Source organism: Parasphingopyxis sp., assembly GCF_052168295.1.
Classification (GTDB): Bacteria; Pseudomonadota; Alphaproteobacteria; order Sphingomonadales; family Sphingomonadaceae; genus Parasphingopyxis.
Window position 1 is genome coordinate 1 of record NZ_JBQLZN010000012.1, and the last position, 21,293, is coordinate 21,293.

Annotated in this window: 12 protein-coding genes and 1 tRNA gene; 4 read left to right on the forward strand and 9 right to left on the reverse strand. The window is 62.6% G+C overall.

Annotation, left to right across the window (positions count from 1 at the left end):
- The 5 genes from ACTS1Z_RS01790 to ACTS1Z_RS01810 form a co-directional block, all read right to left on the reverse strand.
- Positions 1-487: cbb3-type cytochrome c oxidase subunit I (locus tag ACTS1Z_RS01790; protein ID WP_442622721.1), on the reverse strand; the 487-nt coding region annotated here is incomplete at its 3' end.
- An 82-nt stretch (positions 488-569) separates the two neighbouring features.
- Entirely contained in the window at positions 570-3,884 is a 3,315-nt protein-coding gene (locus tag ACTS1Z_RS01795; RefSeq protein WP_442622722.1) for an error-prone DNA polymerase, read from the reverse strand.
- Positions 3,884-5,425 carry a Y-family DNA polymerase gene (locus ACTS1Z_RS01800; RefSeq protein WP_442622723.1) on the reverse strand — a complete coding sequence of 514 codons (1,542 nt, stop codon included), beginning with the start codon at positions 5,423-5,425 and terminating at the stop codon, positions 3,884-3,886. The genes ACTS1Z_RS01795 and ACTS1Z_RS01800 overlap by 1 nt, the downstream gene beginning before the upstream one ends.
- Positions 5,343-5,942 carry an ImuA family protein gene (locus tag ACTS1Z_RS01805; RefSeq protein WP_442622724.1) on the reverse strand — a complete coding sequence of 200 codons (600 nt, stop codon included), beginning with the start codon at positions 5,940-5,942 and terminating at the stop codon, positions 5,343-5,345. The genes ACTS1Z_RS01800 and ACTS1Z_RS01805 overlap by 83 nt, the downstream gene beginning before the upstream one ends.
- A 222-nt stretch (positions 5,943-6,164) precedes the next feature.
- Entirely contained in the window at positions 6,165-7,310 is a 1,146-nt protein-coding gene (locus ACTS1Z_RS01810) for a TIGR03032 family protein (protein ID WP_442622725.1), read from the reverse strand.
- A gap of 299 nt (positions 7,311-7,609) precedes the next feature.
- On the opposite strand from ACTS1Z_RS01810, the gene ACTS1Z_RS01815 reads away from it, so the two are divergent.
- Positions 7,610-15,010 (forward strand): hypothetical protein, encoded by a 7,401-nt coding sequence (locus ACTS1Z_RS01815; RefSeq protein WP_442622726.1) that lies wholly within the window; start codon positions 7,610-7,612, stop codon positions 15,008-15,010.
- 228 nt (positions 15,011-15,238) lie between these two features.
- Here the strand turns inward: ACTS1Z_RS01815 and ACTS1Z_RS01820 are convergent.
- Positions 15,239-15,328 (reverse strand) — tRNA-Ser (locus ACTS1Z_RS01820).
- Between the two features lie 127 nt (positions 15,329-15,455).
- On the opposite strand from ACTS1Z_RS01820, the gene hspQ reads away from it, so the two are divergent.
- Positions 15,456-15,839 carry a heat shock protein HspQ gene (gene hspQ / locus ACTS1Z_RS01825; RefSeq protein WP_442622727.1) on the forward strand — a complete coding sequence of 128 codons (384 nt, stop codon included), beginning with the start codon at positions 15,456-15,458 and terminating at the stop codon, positions 15,837-15,839.
- 154 nt (positions 15,840-15,993) lie between these two features.
- Entirely contained in the window at positions 15,994-16,704 is a 711-nt protein-coding gene (locus ACTS1Z_RS01830) for an alpha/beta hydrolase (protein ID WP_442622728.1), read from the forward strand.
- 6 nt (positions 16,705-16,710) lie between these two features.
- Here ACTS1Z_RS01830 and ACTS1Z_RS01835 read toward each other — a convergent pair whose 3' ends face one another.
- From ACTS1Z_RS01835 to ACTS1Z_RS01845, 3 genes are all read right to left on the reverse strand, one after another.
- Complete coding sequence (locus ACTS1Z_RS01835; RefSeq protein ID WP_442622729.1) at positions 16,711-18,198, reverse strand: WS/DGAT/MGAT family O-acyltransferase; 1,488 nt, start codon at positions 18,196-18,198, stop codon at positions 16,711-16,713.
- Positions 18,199-18,343: 145 nt separating this feature from the next.
- Entirely contained in the window at positions 18,344-18,952 is a 609-nt protein-coding gene (locus ACTS1Z_RS01840; protein WP_442622730.1) for a GNAT family N-acetyltransferase, read from the reverse strand.
- The gene (locus ACTS1Z_RS01845; protein ID WP_442622732.1) at positions 18,945-20,120 is read right to left on the reverse strand and encodes a winged helix-turn-helix domain-containing protein; all 1,176 of its coding nucleotides are present in this window, start codon (positions 20,118-20,120) and stop codon (positions 18,945-18,947) included. Before ACTS1Z_RS01845 ends, ACTS1Z_RS01840 begins: the two co-directional genes overlap by 8 nt.
- A 172-nt stretch (positions 20,121-20,292) precedes the next feature.
- Between ACTS1Z_RS01845 and ACTS1Z_RS01850 the strand changes: the two genes are divergently transcribed.
- Positions 20,293-21,293 (forward strand): PHA/PHB synthase family protein (locus ACTS1Z_RS01850; protein ID WP_442622731.1); only part of this gene is annotated, 1,001 nt, incomplete at its 3' end.

A 21,293-nucleotide genomic window follows, 5' to 3' on the forward strand; every position in this document is an offset into this window, starting at 1 on the left:
AGCCCCAGAAAACGAAGCGGGCGAGGCCAGGGAAGGCAAGCCTCGCCCGGCACGTGCGCTGGACGATGTAGAAACTCGTCGCGATCAGCGCATTGCCTCCGAAAGCGAAGATGACGGCCGACGTATGGAGCGGGCGCAGCCGTCCGAACGTCGTATACTCGAAATTGAGATTGAGCGCCGGGAAGGTCAGCTGCAAGGCGATGTAGAGGCCCGCGAGAAAGCCCGCCATGCCCCAGAAGATCGTCGCGATGACGCCCCAGCGGACGGGATCGTCGTCATACCGGCTCTGGTCAGGCGAAACGGCGCCGAAGCGCGCCAGCGCGGCGAAATCGGCCTTGTTCGCGATCACGAAGGTCGCGATCAGCGCGGCGGCGACCACGATCCACATGTGGATGGCGAACCCGGTATCCACGGCCGATGCGGCAGCGACGAATGCCAGAAATGCGGCAACCAGTAGGCTGCCGACCTTAAGTGTCAGACTTTCCATGCGCCCTTCCCTTTTCAAAGCGTGCCTTGCTCTTAGGGCGTGCGGGGACCGACTCTTTGATCGGGATCAAGAATGGGTACGATCAATGAAAATCGCGTGATTTCGGTATGATCTGCACGTTGCGCGGATGGCGGTGGAGGCCGGACGGGATCGGGTTGACGACATGATCGGCGCGGTCGACCTGGGTTTCCAGTAGGTCGTCGGATAGCGCCAGCAGCTTGGGCGTGGCGTCGGTCAGTTTTTCGGCGACGATATGGATGACGTCCTCGTCCTTCTGCACTTTGCCATGCACCTCGATCATCCGCGCGCTCATGATCGTCTTACGGAAACGCGCCATCACATCGGGCCAGACGACGAGATTGGCGATCCCGCTTTCGTCCTCGAGCGTGATGAAGCAGACGCCCTTCGCCGTGCCCGGCCGCTGGCGGATCAGGACAATGCCGGCGACGCTCACGCGCACGCCGGACTTGATCCTGCGAAGTTCGCTATTCTGCCGGAAGCCACTCTCCCGATATTCGCCACGCAGGAATTCGAAGGGATGCGCTTTCAACGACAATCGGATCGTTTGATAATCGGCGACGACATGTTCGCAAAGCGGCATCGAAGGTAGCGTGACGGGCGTTTCACTCCCCTCGTCGCGTTCCTCGGCAAAGGTGAAGAGCGGCAAGTCGGGCGCCTGTTTGAGGGCGCGGCTATCCCATAGCGCCTGGCGACGATCGAGATCCATCGAACGGAAAGCGTCGGCCGCCGCGAGTTTCTGGATTGCGGCAACGGGAATGCGCGTGCGCGTCTTGAGATCTTCGACATCCGTGTACGCGCGATCCCGCTTTTCCACGATTCTGCGCGCATCCTCCTCAGCGATACCGCCGATCTGCCGGAAGCCGAGACGGACGGCCCAGCGCCCGGGTTCGGCTGGCTCGAGCAAATTGTCCCAATCGCTGTAGTTTACGTCCGGCGCGCGGATCTCGACGCCATGCTCGCGTGCATCGCGGACGATCTGGGCAGGCGCATAGAAGCCCATGGGCTGCGAATTGAGCAGCGCAGCGCAAAAGGCGTCAGGGTAGAAGTGTTTGATCCAGCTCGAGACATAAGCGAGATCGGCAAAGCTGGCGGCATGGCTTTCGGGAAAGCCGTAATCGCCGAACCCCTTGATCTGGTTGAAACAATTCTGCGCGAATTCCGGATCGTAACCGCGCGCGACCATCCGGTTGACCATCTTGTCTTCGAGTTTGCCGATCGTGCCGCGCGAGCGGAAGGTGGCCATCGATTTGCGCAGTTCATTGGCTTCATCCGGCGTGAACTTGGCGGCGTCGATGGCAATCTTCATCGCCTGTTCCTGAAAGATCGGTACACCTTTGGTGCGCTTCAGAATGCTCTCGAGCTCATCGGCTGTGCCATGCTCTGGCGATGGCGAGGGATATTCCTCCTTTTCCTCACCCGAGCGCCGCCGCAGATAGGGATGCACCATGTCGCCCTGGATCGGTCCGGGGCGGACGATCGCCACTTCGATGACGAGATCGTAAAAGGTGCGCGGTTTGAGACGCGGCAGCATGCTCATCTGCGCGCGGCTCTCGATCTGGAAGACCCCGATCGTGTCCGCCTTGCAGATCATGTCGTAGACTTCGGATACCTCTTTGGGCACCGAGGCGAGCGTATAGCGTTCGCCATAATGGGCATCGATGAGATCGAAGGCTTTGCGGATGCAGGTCAGCATGCCGAGCGCGAGCACATCGACCTTGAGGATGTGCAACGCATCGATATCGTCCTTGTCCCACTCGATGAAGCTGCGATCGGCCATCGCGCCATTGCCGATCGGGACAGTTTCGACGAGCGGCCCCTCGGTCAGGATGAAACCGCCGACATGCTGCGACAGGTGCCGCGGCATGCCGATCAGTTGATCGGTCAGCGCGATCACGCGCTTGAGATAGGGATCGCCGAGATCGAGCCCCGCTTCCCCGGTCTTCGCATCATCGACCGAACTGCCCCAGCTGCCCCAGACGGTGCGCGCGAGCGCCGAGGTCACGTCTTCGGAGAGCCCCATCGCCTTACCCACCTCGCGGATCGCCGAACGCGGACGATAATGGATGACGGTCGCACAGAGTCCCGCACGGTGGCGACCATATTTCTCGTAGATATGCTGGATGACTTCTTCGCGCCGCTCATGCTCGAAATCGACGTCGATATCGGGCGGCTCCGTACGCTCTTCAGAAATAAAACGCTCGAACAGCAATTCTACCTGAGCCGGGTCGACAGCCGTGATTTCAAGGCAATAGCAGACCGCGCTGTTCGCCGCCGATCCGCGCCCCTGGCAGAGGATCGGCGGTTCACAGCCGCGCGCATAATCGACCACGTCCTTGATGGTGAGAAAATAGCGCGCGATGTTGAGCTTTGCGATCAGCACCAGCTCGCGTTCGACTAAGGCGCGTACCTTGTCCGGCACGCCGTCCGGATAGCGTTTTGCCGCACCATCCCACGCCACCTCTTCGAGATAGTCCTGCGGCGTCCGCCCGCCCGGCACGGTTTCCTCGGGATATTCGTACTTCAATTCTTCGAGCGAGAAATCGCACCGGTCAGCGACTTCGCGCGTCGCGGCGATGGCGTGCGGCCAATCGGCAAACAGGCGCACCATCTCTTCGGGGCTTTTCAGATGCCGCTCGGCATTGGCATGGAGCAGGTAACCGGCTTCATGGATGACGGTCTTCTCGCGGATGCAGGTCATCACGTCTTGGAGCGGCCGGCGCTCGGGCGCGTGATAATGGACATCGTTGGTCGCGAGGATCGACAGGCCGTTGGCACGTGCCAACGCATCGAGCCGGGCGATCCGCGCTTTGTCATCGCCGCCATATAGATAGGCCGCGGCGACATGGCGCATCGTCGGCAGCCGTTCGACAAGCGCGGGCAGCGTCTCGGCAAAACCGTCGACATCCTCGGGCGGCAGGACGATCAACTGCACCCCTTCGCTATGCCCAGCCAGCATATCGAGCGTCAGGTGGCATTCGCCCTTGTCCTGCCATTCGCCCTCCACCGTCTGCATCTTACCCTTCGAAAGCAGCGCGCAGAGACGGCCATAACTGGCCCGGTCTTCCGGATAGGCAAGAAAGGCATGCCCCTCGACCAGAACGATCCGGCAACCGATGACGGGACGGATATTCCCTGCTTTGGCCTCGCTATGCAGCCGGACGACGCCCGCCATGGTGTTGTGATCGGCGATGCCGAGTGCGTCATAGCCATGTCCGAGCGCTGCCAGCACAAGATCGACGGCGTCCGATGCGCCGCGCAGAAAGGAAAAACAGCTCGTCACGCCCAGCTCTACGAATGGTGCGGGTGGGTTCGGCGCGAAATCGCCGCCCATCTGCCTGAGCGTGCGCTTGGCGGGGGTAAGCGGTGCGTCCGGCATCAGGCGAACAGCCCGTGCAGGAACCAGTCGGGCGGCCCGCCGCGCCCATCGTCGATCAGGCCGTTGCGATAGATCCAGAAGCGCCGGCCGTCTTCGTCCTCGATTTTATAATAATCGCGCAGCCGCACGCTCGATCGCTCGCGCCACCATTCGGGCGCAATCCGCTCGGGTCCTTCGACCTTGATGACGTCATGGAGTTTTCGCCGCCAGCGGAAGCGCTTGGGCGGGCCTTCGGGCGTTCCATAGATCACGGTGATCGGTTCAGGACGGTCGAACAGCCGGATCGGGCGCTCGCGTCGCGGTGCCTGCATGGCAGCCACGCCCGGCTGTTCCTCCAAAGCCGGACGCCAGACGACCGAGCGTTCGGGGATATGGCTGGCATAGGCAACCGCGCGGCGGACCTTGCCCACACCGATGCGGACGCTCAGGCGATCGATCAGATGAGGCAGCGCAAGGCCCTCGGCCTCGTCTTCCGCAAGTCCTTTCTGACGGGCAGGCATGGCATCGTGCCATATCGCGGTCAGCGCAAACGCATCGAAACCGAAGCCCGCATCGAGCGTCTCCAGCCGTTCGGCGAACAGCCGGCAGATATGATCGGGCGTGCGCACGGGCGCGGCGGTTTCGGCGTGGAGCGCCGCGATATGCCCGTCGACGCGAAACGCTTCGAACCGTACGCGCCGCAGGCCGCGCCCGCCGTCTTCCAATGCCTTGCAGAGATCATCGGCGAGATCGGCGAGGATCGGCGCGAGTATCTGGACGTGCAGCACCGGTTCGGCCACTCGCTGTGCGGCGCGATAGACGGTCTGCGGGACCAGCGGTTCGGCGACTTCCTCGATCCGCCCGCGCGCCTGTTCGAGACGGCGGAGCGGATTGGTAGTGGCATCTGGGGTCTTGCGGAAACGCCGCGCGAGCGACAGCGCCGGTATATCGATCAAGTCGCCAATAGTTTTGAGGCCCAGCCGGCGCAGCAGCAGCGCCGTATCGGCATTGATCCGGAGGCTTTCGATCGGTAGCGGGGCGAGCGCACCATCGAGTGCGTCATCATCGATAATAATACCGCTGCGGTCGCCGAAATGCGCCAGCGCCCATGCGCCGCCGATGGTCGGCGCAATCGCAATCCGGCTTGCAAAGCCGAGCCGGCGCAAGCGATTGTTCATATCAGCCAGCATCGCCGCTTCGCCGCCGAACAGATGCGCCGTACCCTGGCTATCGAGCAGCAGGCCATCCGCACCGTCCAGCGCCGTCCACGGACTCCAGCGGCGCGCCCATTTGCAGAGGCGCATAAGCGCATTCGCATCGCCCCCGGGATCCGATGCTTCGACGACCAGATCCGGATAGATGGCGCGCGCATCGGTGACTTTCTGACCGGCTTTGGCGCCGGCCTTGCGTGCGGCTTCGCTGACCGCATCGATCACCGTGCCATGCGCGGCCTCCGAGGCCAGCGCGACCGGCAGGCCATCATCCGTATCGGCGTGCGCTTTCCTCCACCGGTCCATCGCGAAGCGGGGAAACCAGATCGAGACTATGCGCCGCCCGGTCATAAACGGCATCCCACTGGCCGGGCCGCATGTCGCGCGCCCGGAACAGGTCGAGCGACCAGACAGGGGCGCCGGGCGCTTCGGGATCGCGCGGATGCGGCATGGAGGGCCGGCTGGCCACCCGCCAGCGCCGCCGCGCTCCGCTCAAATCCGCGCGCCCGCCGATCCGCACGAGAAAGGCCGGCACGCCGTAGCGTTCGGCCGCCACGGCAAGCCGGCGCGTAGCGGTAAAATCGAGCGCGCGCGGATCGCCGTAAATCTCGCCAATCACGGCTGAGAGCGAGGGACATTTCAGCCCTTCCTCCATCGCCCAGAGCGCATCTCTGGCATTGCGTGCCGCGACGTGAATACAGTTCCCGCCCAAAGACCGTGGCAGGCCATGCACGAAAGGCCGCCCCATTTCTCCGAAGGCGCGCGCTTCCTGAACCCATAGCAACGGGCCCGGGTTTTCCGAGTTTATCTCCGACAGCACGAACCCGATCGCCGAAGCGTCTCCGGCGACAGCGAATGTCTCCTGCAACGTGGCTCCGGTGCGCCGATCGCCTCCTGTGGAGCCAGGCAGTATCGTAGGAAAGGCGGTTGGGTATCGGCAAGCGTTATCGACTATCGAGAGAATCACAATGTTCCTATTTTGTTCTATTTTTGCGGGAACTGCAATGCCCCGATTTCGGTCGTCCGAAAATGGGATCGCCGCATACATTCTGACCAACTATCCGATAACAGCTGTGCTCTTCGCAAGAGATCACCTGCCCGCGTTCGCGCCACCTATCCAGGCCGGGTTCTCGATCGTGATGAAATCGCGGATTTCGTTCGATTGCGGGCCGAGGGTGAGCGCATTTTTCACGCCGGGCAGCACGCAGACGTCGAACAGCTCGGTGATCGCGCCATCGAAACGTAGCCACTGGACGACATCGCCGCTCGCCAGCGAAATGACCTGCAGCCCGCACCAGGCGTCGGCATCCTTGTCCTTCAGGCGCTGATCGAGCTCCAGGCCTTCGAAGCGGCCGTGGCGCGGCTTGGAAAGGCCGATAATCGCATGTTGGCCGTGTAGCGCCAGGCCGCGGGTGAAGCCGGGGCAGAAGGCGACGGGCACGAAACGCTTCTTCTCCATGTCGATCCAGCCGAGTTCGCCGGTTCCCGAATTGAGAACCCACAGCTTCCCGTCATGCCAGCGCGGAGAATGGGGCATCGACAGCCCTTCGGCGACAATTTCGTTGGTCTCGACATCGATCACGACGCCGCTGTTATGGCGCCGGTCCCGCCAACCATCGATCACGTCGGACTTGCAGACGGCGGTTACATATTTGGGCTTTCCATCGACCATGGCTAGGCCGTTCAGGTGGCAGCGATCCTCGGGCGCGAGTTTCGAGATAAAATCCGGTTTCCAGATCGGCCGGAAGCTGTGCGTCAGGCTCGGTTCGCACAGGCAGGAATACTTCGTGTTGACGAACACCACGACGCCATTGTCGCGTATCCCGACTTCATGAAAATCGATATTGCCGAGCGTCTGCATATTGCGGGGCACATAAACCTTGTCATGGACCTCGTTGGCGAGCTGGTTCGGCGCGAGCACATTTTCGAGCCGGACGAGCTGGGTCAGCGTGCCGAGATACAGCCGGTTGCGGTCGCCGGTGACGCCCATCGCTTGCGGATAGAGCGCCTCGTGCAGGGCGAGCTTGCCGTCCTTTCCATGGCCGATCAGGTAGAGGCGACCGGTCTGGTATGACGTAAAGGCGATCGAGATATCCTGGGCGGCGAGAAACCCGGCCAGCCCTTGTGAGAAATTGATGTCGATCTTGGCCGCTTTGCTGGCTTTTTCCTCAGCGGCTTTCGCCTTGCCGTCCGCGTCGGCATTTTCGTTTTTTGCCTTCTTGGCCTTTGTTTTCACGTCCTTTTTCGAGATCGTCCTGCTCCCCAACCATCGATGTCGGCAAACCCGGTCTGTCGCGCCCCAACAGGCCGTTTAGCGGGCATCGGGATGATATGGCGAGCCCGAACTGTCAAACACTGCCCCAGATCGGGATAGGTCTTGGTAAAAAATTGACTAATGCGGGCCCGCGTTTCAACCTGCCGACAGGGGGAGTGGCCGTGTCTACAAGCGAGTCGCACGCAATATTCCGTGCCGCAACGCTGCTGAAGAGCGCGAAGCAGCATCGAAGGCTTTTATTGGCGGCCTCGGCCGGTTCCATGGCATGGGCGATTCCCGGCGTGGCGGCGGCGCAGGCGGTGCCTTTCGGGTGTACGCCCGCGGTTGCGACGGCGGGCGACACGATCACCTGCCTCTCGCCGCCCGACCCGATCGATCCGATCGCGACCACCGTGGATGATCTCACCATCGTTGTCGGCGATGCGACGACGCCGACCAATGTCGAAAATGTATTCGGCGACGCGATCAGCATGACCGGCGGCGGCGCGCAGACGCTCCGCATCTTCAACAGCGACTCCTCGATCAGCGGCAGCGCGTTCGGTGCGTATTTGACGATTTTCAGCGGCGCCGGTGACCTTACCGTCAACTCGGAAGGATCCGTCTATGGCGGCGCGACGGGTATCTATAGCCGTCATGATGGAACCGGCTCGACCATCATCGTCAGCGACGGCGATACGACCGGCGGAATCTACGGGATATATTCGGTCGCGGCAGATGGCGCGACGACGATAACGGTCGGTTCTACGGCGACGGTGACTGGCTACGGCGGCCGCGGAATCTTCGCGACCTCTACCGGCGCCTCTGCATCGATCACGGTCCAGGGCTCGTCCGGCGATGTGGTCGGCGCGACGGACGGACAATATCTGCGGACCGCGGGCGGCGACATTCTCGTCCAGAATCTCGATAGCGTAACCGGTAATGCCGGCAGCGGTCTCGATCTCGGGTCGGGCGGCGGCAATATCACGGTCTCCGCCGTCGACACGATCCTCGGCACCGGCGGTTATGGGATCCTCGCCGATAGCGACGGCGGCACGATATCGATCCAGGGCTCCGGGCTTGTCGGTGGGATAACGGGCACCGCCTATGCCGGCATCTACGCCAACGCGACAGGCGGGCCCGGCGGCATGATCGACATTGGTGGCACAATGGCGATTGGCGATGTGACCGGCCAGACGGACGGCATCGTCGCAACCTCCTTCGGGGGCGATATCGGCATAACGACCGCGGGTATCGTGACTGGCACGACCGAAACCGGCATCAATGCAGTCAGCTTGCTCGGCAGCGTCACGATCGATAGCGGCGCGCTCGTCCAGGGCGATTATACCGGTATCTACGCCTATGGCGGCAATGCGGTTTCGATATCCGCGACCGATGTCACGGGCGCAAACTTTGTCGGCGTCTTCGGCATCGGCGGCACGGGCGGCGTCAATGTGACGACAACCGGCACGGTCTATGGCGCGCTCGGCGGTATCGTGACGATCAGCCAAAGCGATATCGACATCAATGCGAACAGCGCGACGGGAGCTGGAATCGACGGCGTTTATGCCCTCGCCTTCGGCGCCACGGGCGATATCACGATCGACGTGGCCGATGCGACGGGCGGCACCTACGGCGTCCGCGCCATCTCGGCCAGCAGCGGCCTGATCGACATCACGACCGGCACCGTCACGTCGGACAACGGCATCGGCATCTACGCCATCACCTATAACGGTTCGTCGCTGACCATCACGGCGAACGGCACGGTGGACGGCGAGAATGGCGGCGTGGTGGCGCTGAACGGCGGCTACGGCGCTATCGAGATTACGACCGTGGCAGTGGACAGCGCCAGTGGCGACGGGATCGTCGCGATAAACAATGTCTATCGCTATGCCGAGGAAGGCCCGCCTGGCCCGGGCGGCACGAATATCCTCGTTACCGCCAATGGCGATGTGAACGCCGGCGGCAACGGGATCTACACCCGCAACTATGGCAGCGGCTATACGACGATCATCGCCGGCAATGTCACGAGTACGGGCGACGAGGGCATCGACGCGCAGAATGCGGTGAGCGCGACGGACCTGACGATCGTCTCGACCGGCACGGTGATGGCGCTCGAGGAAGGTATCGATGCCGACAATTACGGCACCGGCGCTGTCTCGATCAGCGCGGTCGATGTCACGAGCACCAACAATGACGGCATCGAGGTCAACAATTACGGCACCTCCGTCACCGTCCTTTCGACCGGGTCGGTCAGCGGCGCCACGCACGGGATCGACGTCTACAATGGCGGCACCGGCGCGACGATGATCACCGCGAACAATGTGACGGCGGGCGCCAATGAAGGCATCGATGCCGATAACGGCATTAATACGACCGATCTGACGATCATCGCCAATGGCACGATCATGGCTCTCGAAGAGGGTATCGACGCCGACAATTTCGGCACCGGCGCGATCTCGATTACGGCGAACAATGTCACCAGCACCGGCGACAACGCCATCGAGGCGGTCAACTATTACGGGACCTCGGTGTCGATCACGGCGAACGGCGCCGTCACTGGCGCCACCAACGGCATCTACACCTATAATTACGGCACGGGAGACATCACGATCACCCTCGGTTCGTCGGCGGTCGTGACCGGCCAGGGTGGTTTCGGCGTATATGCAGCGACGAACTATGCTGGCGCTTCGGTCACCGTGCAGGGGTCTTCGGGCGATGTGATCGGCGCGACCGATGGCCAGTATCTGCGCAGCATGGGCGGCGATATCCTCGTCGACAATCTCGACAGTGTGACGGGGCAGGCGGGCGACGGCCTCGACCTCGGCTCGAGCGGCGGCAACATTACGGTCAGCGCCGTGGATACGATCCTTGGCACGGGCGGTAACGGCATTCTGGCCGATAGCGATGGCGGCGATATCTCGATTCAGGGTTCGGGTACGGCCGGGGGAATCACCGGTACGGCAGGCGACGGGATCTACGCCAACGCCGCAGGCGGCATGATCGATATTGGCGGCACGACAGCAGTTGGCGACGTCACCGGATCGGGCAACGGCATCACCGCACTAACCACTGGCTCAGGAAGTATTACCATAAACACAACAGCAGGATCCGTTGCAGGCCAGAGCGACGGAATCTCTGCGGTCAACGAAGGTACCGGCTATATCCAGATCACGACTGCCAGCGTAACCGCTAGTACCGCACGAGGAATCTATGCGCGAAATCGAGGTACCGATCTGACGATCGACACACTCGGCGGCACGATCACCGGTGAAACGTACGGCATTCGAGCAAGCAATTTCGGGAGCGGTGGACTGAGGGTCACTACCGCCGACGTCTCTGCCACTGGCGGAACAGCCATCCTTGCGAACCTCGGTTACACGGCTAGCTCTGGCACAGTTGAGATCAACACCATAGCGGGCACGGTAACAGGTACTTCAAGCGGCTTAAGGGTATCCAATTCCGGAACTGGGCCCGTAACGATCACAACGGCCGATGTCACGGCGACGAACGGGATCGGCATTTATGGTCGGATTGGAAACGGCTCTAGTGCCGCGGCGATGACGATCGACAGCACGGCCGGAAGCGTTGTGGCAGGCACCACGGGGATAGATGTAATCCATATCAGTTCCGGATTGCTCTCGATCCGCACAGCCGATGTCAACGGCAGCAGCATGCACGGCATTTCCATCATTGGCGGTGCCGGGCCGACCCGTGTGGATAGCCGAGGGGGCGCTGTCGTAGGAGGGGATACTGGAATCTATGTGGGGGCGTTCGGCGCAGGTGCCGTATCATTGAGCGTGGATCAGGTCACTGGCGGCAATCGAGGCATTCGCACTAGGGTATGGAGTGGCGCCACTACAATTGCACTGGATGCTATGGCATCTGTCGTCGGAACGACGGCGCAGGGGATTCATGCCAGTTCCACAGGGTCGACGGCGAGCATAACAGTTGAGGGATCGTCGGGTACAGTCATCGGTGGTACCGACGGGATCGATATCGATACGGCTGGTGCGGACATCCTCGTCCAGAATCTCGACAGCGTCACGGGCCAGGCCGGGGACGGGATCGATGCGCAGTCCTATGGCGGTGCGATTACCATAAGCGCTGTCGATACGATCTTCGGTACGGGCGGCAACGGCATTCTCGCCGATAGCGACGACGGCGATATTTCGATCCAGGGATCCGGAACGGTCGGCGGCATTACCGGCACGAACGGCGCGGGCATTTTTGCAGACGCGACGTCGCCCGGCCTTGGCGGTTCGATCAATATCGGCGGTGTGACCGGGAATGGCGACATCACCGGCGCAGCGGGCGGGCCAATTATAACATCCTCGATGAGCGGAATAGTGGTGCTCACGACAACTTTCGCCGACATTACAATCGATACCAGCACGGCCAATGTGATCGGCACTGCGAATGGTATCCGTGCCAGGCTGCAGGGTTTCTACGGTTCCGGTACGATTCAGATCACTACAGCCGACGTGACGGGTCAGCTGATCGCCGGCATCTACGCCAACAACGGTGCTGCCGGTTCCGACATCATCATCGATAGCAGTGCGGGCAGCGTGTTCGGCGGATTTGCCGGTATAGATGCCCGCAATGGCGGCTCCGGCTTGCTCAGCATTTTGACCGCGGATGTGACGACGACTGCGGCTAGCGCAATTTACGGCAGAAACAGAGGCACCACCCTGACAATTGACAGTACCGCCGGGACAGTGTTGGGCGTCACAAACGGCATCGACGTACGCAATGACGGTAGCGGTAATCTGACGATCAATGCGGCCGATGTGACCGGCATTGATGACGTAGGCATACTCAGCACCAGCGTTGGCGGTGGTACGACCATAGACAGCACCGCCGGAACCGTGACTGGCGGGACCTACGGCATATTCGCGCAAGATCTCTCCGGTGGAGCGATTGCGATTTCGACCGCAAATGTCACGGGCGGTTCTAACAGCGCTATCGCCGCGAGTACGACGACCGGTGACATCACCATCACCACGACCGGACTGGTTTCGACCAGTGGCGCGAATTCCGCAGCGATCTTCGCTCAGAGCACCGATGGCGCGATCACGATCACCACGCAACCGGCCGCGGCCCCGGTCGTCGTGGCAAGCGCTGTGCCAACGGCATTGGGTGATAGCCCGAGAGCGCCGAGCGCCACCGAGGCTGCGCCGCAACCTGCGATAATCGCCGGCGCGCCTGCTGCTCCGGAGGAGTCATCGGGCATCGGTGTGGCGAATGCGCAGCCAGCCAGTCCGCCTGCTGCCTCCGCAAGCCAATCGGGCCAACCGGCAATCGCCGTGCGATCCTCCGATATGATTCTCGGCGGCGAAAATAGCGCGAACGCCGGGGCCATGGATGGATCGGGCGAGGACGCGATTGCGGGTGGCGAGAATGCGCCGCATGCCGCTCAGCTCGATGGCACGGCCGTGGCCGATGCGCCGGGGCCTGCAGCGATGACGCTGGCGGGCGGTGGCGATGCGGCCGGTAGCGATACGGGCGGCGCGGCCCCTGCGCCGCAGGATTTCTTGCCCTCCGAAACGGATCCCGCAGAAGCCGATATTGCCGGCGCCGGTGGCGAGGATAGCGCGCCCGTCGCAAGTGCTGCGCCGTCCGCCGCAGCGCCTGCAGCCGCTGCCGCGAGCGCGATCGGCGCCGTCTCGACGACGGGCGATGGTGCGGCCGGTATTCTCGCCATGTCCGGCACCGGCAGCATCACGATTGCGGCAAGCTCCGTGACGACCGCGGGCGACGACGCCTATGGCATTCTTGCCATGTCCACGGACGGCGATGTCGCGATCACGACGACGTCGGTCGATACCTGGGGAGATGCCAGCGTCGCCATCGCCGGGCAGAGCATGACGGGCGATGTTACGATCGGCGCGGGCACGACCTATGCGGCGGGTGCAACGGCGATCATGGCCTATGCGGGCGGCTCGGCCACGGTGTCCGTCAGCGGCTATACGACCTCGGGCACCGGTAACGCGATCCAGGCGGCCGCGGGTGGCGATGTCAGCGTTTCGGTTGCGTCCGGCGCGACCGTGATGGGCGGTATGAACGGCGTGGCGCTGCAGACGACGGGCGGTTCGGCAACGCTCGACAATGCGGGCACGCTCTGGGGCGGCAATTTCGCCGTCTTCGTGTTCGACGCATCCATCGGCCCGACGACCGTCAACAATAGCGGCACCGTGCTCGGCCGGGTGCGGCTGGGCGAGGGCGACGATCTGTTCGACAATAGCGGCACTTTCGCGGCGATGGGCGATAGCGATTTCGGCGACGGGACGGACTTTTTCCGTAACACCGGCACGATCAGCGTCAGTGGCACGGTCAATTTCCTCGGCCTCGAACGGCTTCGGAACGATGGCCTGATCACGATGATCGATGGCGTGGCCGGCGGCAGCTTCGTCCTGCCCGACGCCACCTATGACGGCAGCGGTGTGCTGAACATCGACGTCAATTTCGATGGCGCTGGCGTTGCCGATACGCTGGTTGTCGGCGGCGCGGCGACGGGCGCGACGACGCTGCTCGTCAATCCGCTCGGGACCAGCCCCAGCTTCACGCTCGAGGCCGGCAACTTCAACCAGGCGATCCTGGTCGTCGATGCCGGCGCGGGTTCGCTCGAAAGCGCGTTCGATCTGCCGAACGGCGCGATCACTGTCGGCTTCCTGACCTATGACGTGTTCTTCGACGCGCCGAACGACGATTTCTATCTCCGGACCCTGCTCGGCGCGCCGGTCTTCCAATTGCCTGAAATCGGCGCCGCGGCGACGTCGCTCTGGTACCGCTCGGCCGACGCGTGGAACGCGCATATGACGGCGCGGCGGGATTCCGCCGGTGCGCCGCATTCGCCGCTATGGCTGCAATTCTATGCCGCCAATACGAGCCGGGACGAGGGCCGGATCGATATGGGCACCGGCTTCGGCCAGGCCATCACCGTCGATCAGAACCAGGATTATTACGGGTTCCAGAGCGGCTATGAATTCGGCCTCGGGCCGCGCGGCGAATCCGGCGATGGCGCTGTCTGGGGCGTTACCCTCGGCTATCTGACGTCGCATCTCGGTTTCGACGGCACGCCGGATCAGGCCCGGTACGAAGACTTCAACATCGGGCTTTATCTCGGATACCGCTCGAACGGCTTCTTCGCGAACGCGCTCGCCAAGTACGACTTCCTGAACGTCGATATCATCAGCGGTACGGCGGGCTACACGACAGGCATCGACGGCGACAATTACGGCGCCCGAGCCGATATCGGCTATCGCTGGACGAGCAGCGGCGGCTTTTTCGTCGAGCCGATCGCGGCCATCGAATGGCAGACCGTCTCGTTCGAGGATTTCCAGATCTTGGGTGCCACCATCGATTTCGACGATTTCGACGGCGTGCGCGGCCGGGTGGGGCTGCGTCTCGGCGGCGAAAGTGGCATCGGCGGCGGCAGCGACCTGACCTATTATTTCGGCGGCCATGTGATGCATGAGTTCGAAGGCGAAGGCAGCGTGTTTTTTGCGAGCGGCAACTCGTCCGCGCGGATCGTGAACGATGCGCTCGGAACCTATGGCCGGTTCGAACTCGGGCTCAATATCCTCTCGGCCGGCGGCGTCAGCGGCTTCATCGAAGGCAATGCTGATATCAGCGGCGATTATTGGGGTTTTGGCGGGCGCGCGGGACTACGCATTCCGTTCTAGCCGCCCGCTCACTTCCTCCAATATCCCGCTTTCCCGGTCGTTTTAGCTTTTGGCGGCGGTTTCTCTTCGCTGTCGCCATCACGTGAGGCGCTCGGTCAGGCTGTCGCGGATAACGTCCGATTTGCGCGCGAAACCGACGTGAAATCAAAGAAATATGCGCATCGGGAAAAACGAGCGATGACAGTCGATATCGAAGAAATTGTCTTTTCGAATCAATGTCATAGAACGTGGCGGAGAGGGTGGGATTCGAACCCACGGTACCCCGAAAGGCACAACGGTTTTCGAGACCGCCCCGTTCGACCACTCCGGCACCTCTCCGCATGAGTCTGGTGCACCGGCGAAAAACGCCGGGCGGGCCGTTCGAGCGGCGCGCATTAGCTTACCTCACAGCGCTTGCCAAGACGGTGCTTGCCACGAGAGTCGGGCGGACCTACATTATTCGGTAATGGATCCGGATATTCCTTCTCCGCGCGAGCGCAGCGAGCTTGCGAAAGACGCGCCCCCAATCGCCCATGCAACGTTCACGATCGGCGATATCGTGAAGCATCGCATGTTCGATTTTCGCGGCGTGATCTTCGATATCGACCCGGTCTTCGCGAACAGCGACGACTGGTACGAAGCGATTCCGGAGGACATCCGGCCGCGCAAGGACCAGCCCTTTTATCACCTGCTCGCGGAGAATGCGGAGAGCAGCTACGTCGCCTATGTCAGCCAGCAGAACCTGCTGCACGACGAGAGCGAGGAACCGGTCGATCATCCCGCAATTTCGGGAATTTTCGACGGTATCGAACAAGGCCGCTACACGCTGCGGCCCGAACACAGGCACTAAATCCTGCCGACATGTGGAAGCGACAGGAACATATAATAAACCACATGAACGGTAGGAGTTAGGGAACTTGGCAACAGCAGCAGCATCGGTGGAACCGCATCACGCGGTTCCCAAACCTTCGCGTCTTCTCACATATTCGGAATTGCACCGGGCAGTGTTTGAGATCGCGACATTACCGCTATCGTCACCGCTCCTCTATTCGGCGCCGCGCGGCGACGGACATCCGGTCATGGTATTGCCCGGCTTCATGGCCAGCGGCCGATCGACCCGGATATTGCGCCGCTATCTCGACCGGCTCGGTTACGACACCTATTGCTGGGATCTCGGCCGCAATCTGGGCCCGCGCGCGGTGGGCGTCGATGGCGAACATCTGATAGACAAGCTGCATCAGGTGCATGAGGAAACCGGCCAGAAAGTAAGCCTCGTAGGCTGGAGCCTTGGCGGATCGATGTCGGCGCAGCTCGGCCAGCGCGTCCCCGAAAAGGTCCGCCAGGTCATCACGCTGGGTTCGCCGCTGCGCGGCCGCGCGCAATCGACGACCGTCTGGCGCGTCTATGAGGCGGCGACGGGCGAACGGGTCAGCAGCGACAAGGTGCGCGAACAGATGGCGGAGATCGCCTCGGCGCCGAAAGTGCCGACCACGGCCGTCTATTCGAAGGCCGACGGGGTCGTGCCGTGGCAGAATTGCTGCGTCACCGAGAGCGATCATTCGGAAAACCTGCCCGTTTACGGCAGCCATTGCGGCCTCGGCGTTAACGGAACGGTACTCTACCTGATCGCCAACCGGCTCGGGCAGCCGGAAGGCGAATGGGAGCCGTTCGAAGCCAAAGGCATCGAAAACACGATCTTTCCGTCGAAAAACTAGGCCGCGCTAGCTCGCCTTGGCTTTCTTCTTCGCCGCTTTCTTCGCGGGCGGCTTGCGCTTGGCCGGCTTCTTTTTGCGCTTCGCCATGGCCGCTTTCAGCTCGTCGAAGGATTCGCGCAGCGCCGCGGCGTAATTCTCCGGATCGCTGACCGCATCGCGATCGGCGGTGAAGGAGAGCGTCAGCGTGCCGCCCGAACTGTACACGATGTTAATCAGGCCCATACCGTCAAAAATCGGCCCCACGCCGAACTGCTCAACGAGCCGCGCGCCGGCGAAATAGATGTCCATGGGCGGACCCGGCACATTGGTGACGACGCAGTTATACGCCGGCGCATGGGCGTTCGCGAGCCCTGCCCGCGCATACAGCCGCGCGCCCAATCCCATCAGCGCACCGGGCGTCATCCCGCTCATGCGGGAAAGGTTGCGCGCGCCGATAGCGTTGGTCAGATTTTTCGACTTCTGCGCCTTGTCGTGCACATATTCGAGCCGCTCCACCGGATCCTCGATATGCGTGCCGAGGCCGACGATCATCGCCGATACCTGGTTGCCGAGATCCTTCTTCTCGTCCTCCGAGCGGACCGAAATCGGCGCCATGGCCGTCATGTCGTCTTTCGGCAGATCGTTCTTGGACAACAGATATTTGCGCAAGCCCCCGCCAAAGACGGAGAGGACGACGTCGTTGACCGTCACGCCGTCCAACTCCGCTTTCACCGCCTTGATTTCGTCGAGATCGAATTTCACCCCGTCGACCACGCGATGCGGCGACACCGGCTGGTTGAACAACGTGTTGGGCGCTGTGCCGCTGACCGGCAGCTTCAGGTCGCGCGTCACGAGCCCCGCGCTCGCCTTGGCGAGGCCGGGAATGCTGCGCGCCATGATATCGGCCATCTTGAACGGCTGGCGCACGGCGTTGATCTGCGCGCGAATGAGCAGCTCGGCATCGGCGGGCTTGCTGTCGGGCTTCCATTCCATGTCGAATTCGCGCTCGGGCACGTCCGGCGTCACATCGTGCACGGCGGTCGTGATCTCGACGCCCGACATCCCGTCGATCGCGGCATGATGGATCTTGGAGAGGATCGCGATACAACCCTTTGGTAGCCCTTCGATATTGTCGAGCCCCTCGATCACCGTGAACTCCCAGAGCGGCTTGTTCAGGTCCAGCGGGCGCGAATGCAGGCGCGCGGCGAGGATGCAGAGCTGGCGCCAGTCCCCGGGCTCGGGCAGCGCGATGTGACGGACATGATATTCGAGATCGAATTCGGGGTCCTCGATCCAATAGGGATGATCGAGATCGAACGGCACGCGGACCAGCCGGCGGCGGAACGCCCAGGCGCCGTCCAGCCGGCTTTCGATAAAGCTCAACACTTCCTTGAACCGCAGCTTGCCGTTGGGCGATGTCGACGGATCGTAGATCGCCAGCGACCCGATATGCATCGGGGTCGAGGGCGTTTCCATATAGACGAAGGCCGCGTCCATCGGGCTGAGTTGCTGCATGATCTTCTCCTTTGCGCGCCCGGTTCTCCCGGATCGGCTTATCTGTATGCGTTGACGCTACGGCAATTTGACCGAATTTGATACAGCCGCAGCTATTGGGGGTTGTTCCTATCCCGAAACGATACAGGCGCGGGATGGTTCCGAACTAGCGCGGCACGCGCCACATCGCCTCGAGCGGCGGCGCGCCGGGTGCGGGCGCGAAATGCTCCATATGTTCGAAGCCATGGCCCGCATAGAAGCTATGATTGCGGGGATTGGAGTTCTCGAGATAGGCCGGCAGTCCGGCGCGGTCGCAGGCGTCGAGCATCGGCGCCAGCAGCCGATGGCCGAGCCCGGTGCCGCGCGCGTGCGGCCGCACGCCGATCGTGAAGAGATAGGCGTGCGGCGCGTCCGGGCGTTTGCGCGTCATCTCCGCCTCCGCGGCCATTCCGCGCCGCACGGCGGCGATGCCCGCAGTCCGCGCCATGTGCCAACCGATATCGAGCATGCCGAATAGCGAAATGCTCTTGTCCGCATCGGGCAGCAACCACATCGTCGCGCCGCTGTCGCCGGCCAGATGGCAGATGCCGCGCTGCAGATAGAGATGCCGCGCCTGGCGGCCGAAGGTGCCGGGCATCGCCCGCTTGCCGCCGAAAATCCAGCGCGACACCGGATCGTCCTGAAAAGCGTCTCCGATAATCGCGCCGAGCGCGCGCCAGTCGTCCCGCTCGGCGTGGCGAAGCTCTTCGGGCAGCCGGACCAGCAGTTCAACCATCGCGTGCCCCCTTCCCCCAGATCACGGTCCGGCATCCGACGAAACGGCCGAGCCGGTCAAGCTCCGCAGCGAGCCTGTCCCAGCGTGCCCTGCCCCATTTCACGCTCGGTTCGGGCCAGACATTGTGGACGGTCAACACGCCTTTCTTCCGATCGGCCTTGGCCTCTATCCGCCCGACAAAGCGATCGCCCTCCAGGATCGGCATCACATAATAGCCCCAGCGGCGCTGCGCGGCGGGCACGAAAATCTCGATCCGGAAATCGAAGCCGAACAGCCGCTCGAGCCGTTTGCGATCGCGTACCGCGGGATCGAAGGGATTGAGGATGCGCAGTCGCGAGGTGGGCGCGGACAGGCTCTCCAGCCGCTGCCCGATATCAGGCGGCGCGAGCGCCTTCAGCAGGCTGCCGTCGGCATTGGCGATTTCGACATCGACCAGGTCGCGGCCATGCGCGACACGCCACGTCTTGACCTCGTCCAGCGCCGCCGCGTCCCAGAAGCGCATGATATCGCCCTCGCTGCCGAAACCCAGCCGGTCGAGCGCGGAGCGGCACAGCCAGTCTATCTGCGTTTCGTCGGCGATTTCGGCCTGCCGGAATTCCGGCGGGATGACCCGTTCGCCAAGATCGTAGAATTTGGTAAAATTCTCGCGATGAGCGGTCGCCAGTTCGCCCGCATACCACATATGGTCGAGCGCCATTTTGTGCGGCGGGCGGGCCCACATCTCAGAGGATTTCGCCTTGGTGTCGAAGGCATGGGTCGATAGCGGCCCCTCCTCCTCGATCCGCGCGCGGATCGCGGCGCGTTCGCTCGGGCCGGGCATGGCTCGCATGTCCTCCCAGCGCAGCGTCTTTTCGCCGAGCCGCCGGAACTGCCGCCGCCAATAGGGGAACGTCTCGATCGGCAAGACGGACGCGTCATGCGTGAAATGTTCGAAGATCGCGCGATCCTTGGCTAGCAACCGGTCCAGCATCGGTTCGCGGTAATTCTGGTTGCGCGACCAGAGGATATGATGGTGCGCCCGGGCCACCGCCTGGATCGTGTCGAGCTGCACGAAGCCGAGGTCGCGGATGATCGCCATCGCATCGAGCGGCCCGGTCGGCGTCGCCGACAGGCCTTGCGCGTCGAGCCAGAGCCGGCGGGCATCGCGATTGGATATCCGAAGAGCCATGGTCACGATGTGCCGCAATTGGAACAAAAGGGGAAGATCGATCTGCCGAAAACCTGTGCGTCCCGATGAACTGGGCCGCGCGACGCGGCCTCCCGGAACGGCACAGGCAAAATGATTGACATTGCCGCCCGTCCCGCGCCACGCTCCAAAGAAAACACTGGAGGGAAGAGACATGCCGCAGGACGGACCCACGCTCGAGGGCGAGCCGGAAGTCACTATGGCGCTGGGGCCGCTAGTCGGCCTCGCACGCGAGGATTTTGTCGGCGCGATCGCGATGCTGCTGCGCGAAACCGCGAGCGACCCGCAAAGGGCCTTCAAGCACGCGCAAAGCTTCTCCGAAGACGTCGTCCAGATCATGACCGGCCAGTCCGAACTCGAACCGGACCCGCGGGACCGGCGCTTCAAGGATCCGGCCTTCAGCTTCAACCCTTTCTACAAGGCCGGGATGCAATATTTCCTGGCGGTCGAAAAAGGCACGAAACAGTGGATCGAGGACCTCGAGCTCGATGCGCTGGAGAAGGACCGGGCGAGCTTTATCTCGCAAATCGTCATCGACGCGCTGGCACCAACCAACACCTTCGCCCTCAATCCGATGGCGCAGAAGCGGGCGATCGACAGCGGCGGCCTCTCGCTGATCAAGGGCCTCAAAAACGCCTATGACGATATGGTCAATAACGATTTCATGGTCAGTCAGGTCGACAAGAAGCCGTTCGAGCTGGGCGAGAATATCGCGACCTCTCCCGGTGCGGTCGTCTATCGCGACGAGATGTTCGAGCTGATCCAGTATCAGCCGACGACGGAAGACGTGTACGAGATCCCGCAGCTCACCATCCCGCCACAGATCAACAAAATGTATATCAACGACCTCTCGCCCGAAAAGAGCGTCGTAAAGTACCAAGTAGACAACGGCATCCAGACCTTCGTCATAAGCTGGCGCAATCCGACCGAGGAGATGGGCGTCTGGGGCATGGACGAATATGTCGATGCCTGTATCCGCGCGCTGGACGCGGTGCAGGAGATCATCGGTTCAGATACGGTCAACGTCTCCGGCGGCTGCTCGGGCGGCCAGACCATGTCGATATTGCTCTCCAAGCTGGCGGCGGAGAAGGACGACCGGATCGGCGCGGCGACGATGATGGTCTGCGTGCTCGAGCCCAAGCCCGGCGATACCGA

Bases quoted from the DNA above. Each gene is read 5' to 3' on its own strand.
- ACTS1Z_RS01795 (WP_442622722.1), bottom strand. From the start codon at position 3,884: ATGCCGGACGCACCGCTTACCCCCGCCAAGCGCACGCTCAGGCAGATG.
- ACTS1Z_RS01800 (WP_442622723.1), bottom strand. From the start codon at position 5,425: ATGACCGGGCGGCGCATAGTCTCGATCTGGTTTCCCCGCTTCGCGATG.
- ACTS1Z_RS01815 (WP_442622726.1), top strand. From the start codon at position 7,610: ATGGCATGGGCGATTCCCGGCGTGGCGGCGGCGCAGGCGGTGCCTTTC.
- hspQ (WP_442622727.1), top strand. From the start codon at position 15,456: ATGGATCCGGATATTCCTTCTCCGCGCGAGCGCAGCGAGCTTGCGAAA.
- ACTS1Z_RS01835 (WP_442622729.1), bottom strand. From the start codon at position 18,198: ATGCAGCAACTCAGCCCGATGGACGCGGCCTTCGTCTATATGGAAACG.
- ACTS1Z_RS01840 (WP_442622730.1), bottom strand. From the start codon at position 18,952: ATGGTTGAACTGCTGGTCCGGCTGCCCGAAGAGCTTCGCCACGCCGAG.
- ACTS1Z_RS01845 (WP_442622732.1), bottom strand. From the start codon at position 20,120: ATGGCTCTTCGGATATCCAATCGCGATGCCCGCCGGCTCTGGCTCGAC.